We start from the raw sequence: 4,335 nt of genomic DNA on the forward strand, positions 1-4,335 counted from the left end.
AGCAAACACTAGATCAAGGTCCTTGTTATATGCACCGCCCAACAAAAGCCGGTATTCATTCTGTCGCTTCTTGTGTTCTCTCAAGACCTTTACCACCATAGGCGAAAGGCTGATAGTCCGGTTCGATAGCTTAGTTTTCGGCTCCTGGAATACTAGTCCCTCCCCGCTTACCCTTACAAGCCCCTGATTGACGGTAAGCTGTCCTTCTTCAAGATCAATATCCTTCCACCGTAAACCCAGGATCTCCCCGCGCCTCATGCCTGTATTCAATGCCAAGAAGAAGGCTGCAAAGTGCTTAGAATCCCGCGCCACTTCTAGGAATTCCTTAATCTCCCCGCTATCCAGGTAGCGAATTTCCCGCTGCTCAAGTTTGGGCAGTCTTACAGCACTGGCAGGGTTTATTGTTATCATGCCTTCTTTCCTGGCCTGCTCAAGGCAAGAATGAATAACGGTATGAATGAATCGGACACTCTTAGGGGTTAAACCGCCCGGCTTGCCGTCAAGCCTGCCGGACTTCAGTTTCTCATTATAGAGTCGCTGGATATGCGCTGTCTGTAGCTCTGACAGCCTCAAATGTCCCAAAGCGGGGATAATATGGCCCTCAACTTGGTATCTGTAGCTATCCCAGGTAGTAGGCCGTAGGGAAAGCCTCATATAGTCGTTAAGCCACGTTGTGAACCACTCTTCCACCGTTATTCTGGCAGGTTCCCGGTAAGTGCCTGCCTGAATGTTTACGGCTATCTTGTTAATCTTCTGCTGTACTTCTTTACGGGTCCCACCGTAGAAGTACTTACGCTTCTCCTTGCCAGTCTCGGGGTCATAGCCAAGAAGAACGCTACCCTGCCACCTTCCATCCTTGCGCCGGGTTATGCTTCCTTCCCCATGCCCGCGCCTTCTTTGTCTGGGTCTAGCCATCTCTCTCCTCTCCTCTATGAGTAGTTATCCCATGTCCACCCATCTTCTCCCTCGGCAACTTTTGTCTTAAGCAGTTTGAGAGCCTCTTCAGGGGTCTTACCACAAGCCTCATAACCCACCTCAACAAGCTGGTCTGTGGTATGACGCGCCTGTTTGATCACCGTTGTTATGGCCCGCCATCTCTCCGGCGCGCCATACAGCCGTTCTCCCTGTGCAGGTCGAAAGCTAATATGAATAGCTCCACCGAACAGCGCCCTCATGGTTCCCATTCTTCCACCTCCTCCCCTGGAACCTTTATCTTCATCTAGCCATCGGGATTGCCCTCTTGGGCTGTATAGCCCGTCAGAATTAGTTCTTCTACTGACTCGCGGGGAATACGCCACAAAACGCCTAGCTTGGTCCCGCGAAGCCGGCCGTCTTTTAACATGCGCCTGACGGTCAGTTCCGCTACCTGCAAATACTCGGCCACCTGCTTAATCGTCAAAAGGTCCGGTAATTCAGTCATTACATAGTCACCCCCATTAAGAAGTATAACATCGACGAACATAGATAGTCAAGGATTATCTTTGATTATCGTTCTCTTTGCTTAGAAGGCCGTCAAATATCCCACCCTAACCGCTCAGCCACTATCCCCAGGGCCTCACGCTTCCAGCGGTTATATGTGCTTCGGCTGATACTTAGCTTTCGACAGACGCCTTCAACGTCATAACGGCCATTAGACCAATAGGTCAGTTCGATTAGCTTATACCGGCCAGGGTCCGGGTTTGCCTTGACAATGCGAACCATACGCCTGATCGCGCTGACTCGCCGATGAATTTCACGGACTCTAGGGGATTCCATCATCTTGAGGGCTTTCTTAGCGGTAGGGTCACTGTGGCCTGTAGTCTTAGCCAGGTCGATGTAGGCGCCGGGTGAACGCGGTTCGGCGATCTCTTGCTCTATTTCTTTGAGGCTCTGAAGAGTTTCGGGGTAGGCTCGAATCTCGGCTTCAATCAATCGAATGCTTGCCCGGCGAATTTCACGGCCTCTCAATCGCCTCCCTCCCTTGAAAGGGGTATGTGAAACGCGCAGTCCCCCTCAAAGTGAGGGTTACTGCCTATGCTATACCATTCAACGCCTGCTAATCGGCGCTCAAAATGCGTTTTAGAGGCTCGGTTTCGGGGGATTATAGCAGCGGGCCGGCTATCGTGTCGGGTTAGGTGATTAGCCTTCCGAAACCGCCGGCCCTTTGCCTTGAAGGAGGAAGCGAACATCAGCGAAGGGAGAGCCAGCCCCTTGGCCGATGTTCTATATCACCGGGCGTGAAGGTCCCGGCAATATGCTCTTAAGCAGCGCCTGACTTTATCTGAAGCACCCTTAGCGCATCAGGCCAGGCAAGCTGTATGTCGGTTCTGAATATAGCCCTGAATGCCACAGTGTCCTTGTAGAATCCAGCGCTTTCATTCCTCTGAATGTCAATGCCGATCTTGTCGCCGATGTAGACGGCTCTCATGAAGTCTCCTACCATCAGAACATCGTCACCGGCTGTCAAGTCTCCAGGGAAGCCCTCGGCCAGATAGAGGGGCCTACCCAGAAGAGTATTGCCCAGTCCCGTCGTAAGGTCGGGAACCATCAGGTACTGGCCATTGCCGTCTTTCATCTTGCGAAGCTCGGCTTCCATAGCGCTATTGCAGACGAAAACCGCGTTCCGGCGATACTTTGAAGGAAGCTCGGCCCACAGAGTCAGAATGTCCTCCACGTCAACGCCGGTAGTCTCAGCAGTCTCCACTCTTTCAATAAGCGGTTGCTCGGACGCATCCTCTGCCGTCAGAATACCCAACAGGTTCGCGTCAACACCGTCACCATTCCAATACTGATCTTCAAGCAGTTCGCCGATTTCATCAATGAAATGCTGTGCCAGATAACCGGCAATGTCCACGCCCGCATCCTGTAGAAGTTCGTTAGAGACCTCTACAAGGGCTGCTGCTTTCTTCGGCGTGATGATAACCTGGTCGAAGGTCAGGTCATAGGGGGCAATAGGTTGACCTTCAAGCACCATAGCAGCGCCGGTTCCTCCGGTCCTGCGGGGATAGGCTACACTCTTCCCACTGATAGGCGGTAAGACACGCGCTATCTGTCGCATGACAGCAACATCAGCCAGGCCGTCAATGATCTCCTTGGCGAAGTCCACCGGGGCCAGGGCTGCGCCCTTGGTCTCGCTAGATACAGTCAATGCCCTGATTTCACCGGTCCTCAAGTAATGATTGAATGCCTCGCGCTCTTCCAGTCCACTGGCAGAAATGGCCACCGCGGGGACCGTGCGAGTTTCAACTGTCTTTTCCTTCATTTCAACACCCTCCTTGTTATCGTCATGGGTCCTGTCCTCAGCCACTGAATCAAGGTCCCTAAGCTCGTTTTCCAGTTCCGCAACAGTCTCTTCAAGCCTGGACCTCTTCTTTGATTCGTTGTCTTTCATTTCTCTATCCTCCTGAAGTCGTTCTTTGTGTGCCTCAAGGGATCTACACGTCACCGCACTTGCCGAATATGCAGCAAATACTGCTGGGCTGATCTCCCAAAGCTCGGCCTCAAGGATAGTCCTCTTGTAGACCTCCTGGCCGTCACGTTTTACCACGCTCCACTTGTCACGCTTCACTACCATTCCGAAGCTCACGCCGTCCACGTCACCGCGCCTTATTGACTCCCAGGCGTCCCGGCCCGCCTGAGTATCAGGCAAGTCAAGGTCAAAGAGTAACCTCTCTTCGTTTGACGTAAGCCTCAGTGTCCGGTTCTTAGTCCCGCCTAGCACCTGCGCCAAGACATGGGACCACAAGGCCACTACGTCCCGGACCTTCAGGGATTCATCAAAACATCTCGGGGCCAGTTCTTCAACGAAGTTATCGCCGAATACGTCCCGTAAGACCTCACTCTCTATACCGTAAGGGACTTGCCCTGCAATGGTCCGCTTGCCGTTCTCCTCTGCACGGGTCTCTAGAGTCACCGGCAAGGACCTAATTTCACGCTCATTCATTCGTTGTCTCACTCTCCTTTGCCACTTCGCTAAGTAGTGCCATGTTCAAGGGCCGGAATAACTCGTCACCGCCTTCAACTTCCGGTAAGTTCTCAAGCCTTCTGACTTCGTTCACGCTCAGGAAGCCTGCTGAAAGTCCTACACGGTATGCCTCATAACGGCTCTTCTGATCCGTTCGTAACAGGTCACCGGTAGTGAATTCACAGTATAGGCTCTCATCTGTTATGAGGGACCGCTCCAGGGCTTGCTCAATACGTGTCAGCCACGGCCTCAGGCTATGGGTCAGGAATTCCAGGTTCTGCGCCTCCTGGCTGCTATAGGAAGCCTTCTCCAGGTGTCCTAGCAGTGCCGGCGGGACTCCAAAGATCCGGCTTATGTCTAAGACTGTCACCTGCCGAGATTCTAGCCACTGG

General features: G+C 52.8%; 6 protein-coding genes. All 6 read right to left on the bottom strand.

Annotation, left to right across the window (positions count from 1 at the left end; all coding sequences use genetic code 11):
* A partial coding sequence (locus ACE4YL_RS04470) for a site-specific integrase (RefSeq protein ID WP_461369302.1) occupies positions 1–915 on the bottom strand: 915 nt, incomplete at its 3' end.
* A 14-nt stretch (positions 916–929) separates the two neighbouring features.
* The gene (locus tag ACE4YL_RS04475; protein WP_461369303.1) at positions 930–1,184 is read right to left on the bottom strand and encodes a hypothetical protein; all 255 of its coding nucleotides are present in this window, start codon (positions 1,182–1,184) and stop codon (positions 930–932) included.
* Positions 1,185–1,219: 35 nt separating this feature from the next.
* Entirely contained in the window at positions 1,220–1,420 is a 201-nt protein-coding gene (locus tag ACE4YL_RS04480; RefSeq protein ID WP_461369304.1) for a helix-turn-helix domain-containing protein, read from the bottom strand.
* A gap of 92 nt (positions 1,421–1,512) precedes the next feature.
* Positions 1,513–1,947, bottom strand: coding sequence for a hypothetical protein (locus ACE4YL_RS04485; RefSeq protein ID WP_461369305.1), 435 nt, complete (start codon positions 1,945–1,947; stop codon positions 1,513–1,515).
* A gap of 292 nt (positions 1,948–2,239) precedes the next feature.
* Entirely contained in the window at positions 2,240–3,922 is a 1,683-nt protein-coding gene (locus ACE4YL_RS04490; RefSeq protein ID WP_461369306.1) for a phage major capsid protein, read from the bottom strand.
* Positions 3,915–4,335, bottom strand: a 421-nt coding sequence (locus tag ACE4YL_RS04495) for a phage portal protein (RefSeq protein ID WP_461369307.1), incomplete at its 5' end; no start/stop codon positions are given. The genes ACE4YL_RS04495 and ACE4YL_RS04490, both read right to left, overlap by 8 nt.

Origin of the sequence: Candidatus Darwinibacter acetoxidans, from assembly GCF_041936445.1 — a bacterium.
In the GTDB taxonomy this organism is placed as follows: domain Bacteria; phylum Bacillota; class Limnochordia; order Darwinibacteriales; family Darwinibacteriaceae; genus DTU010.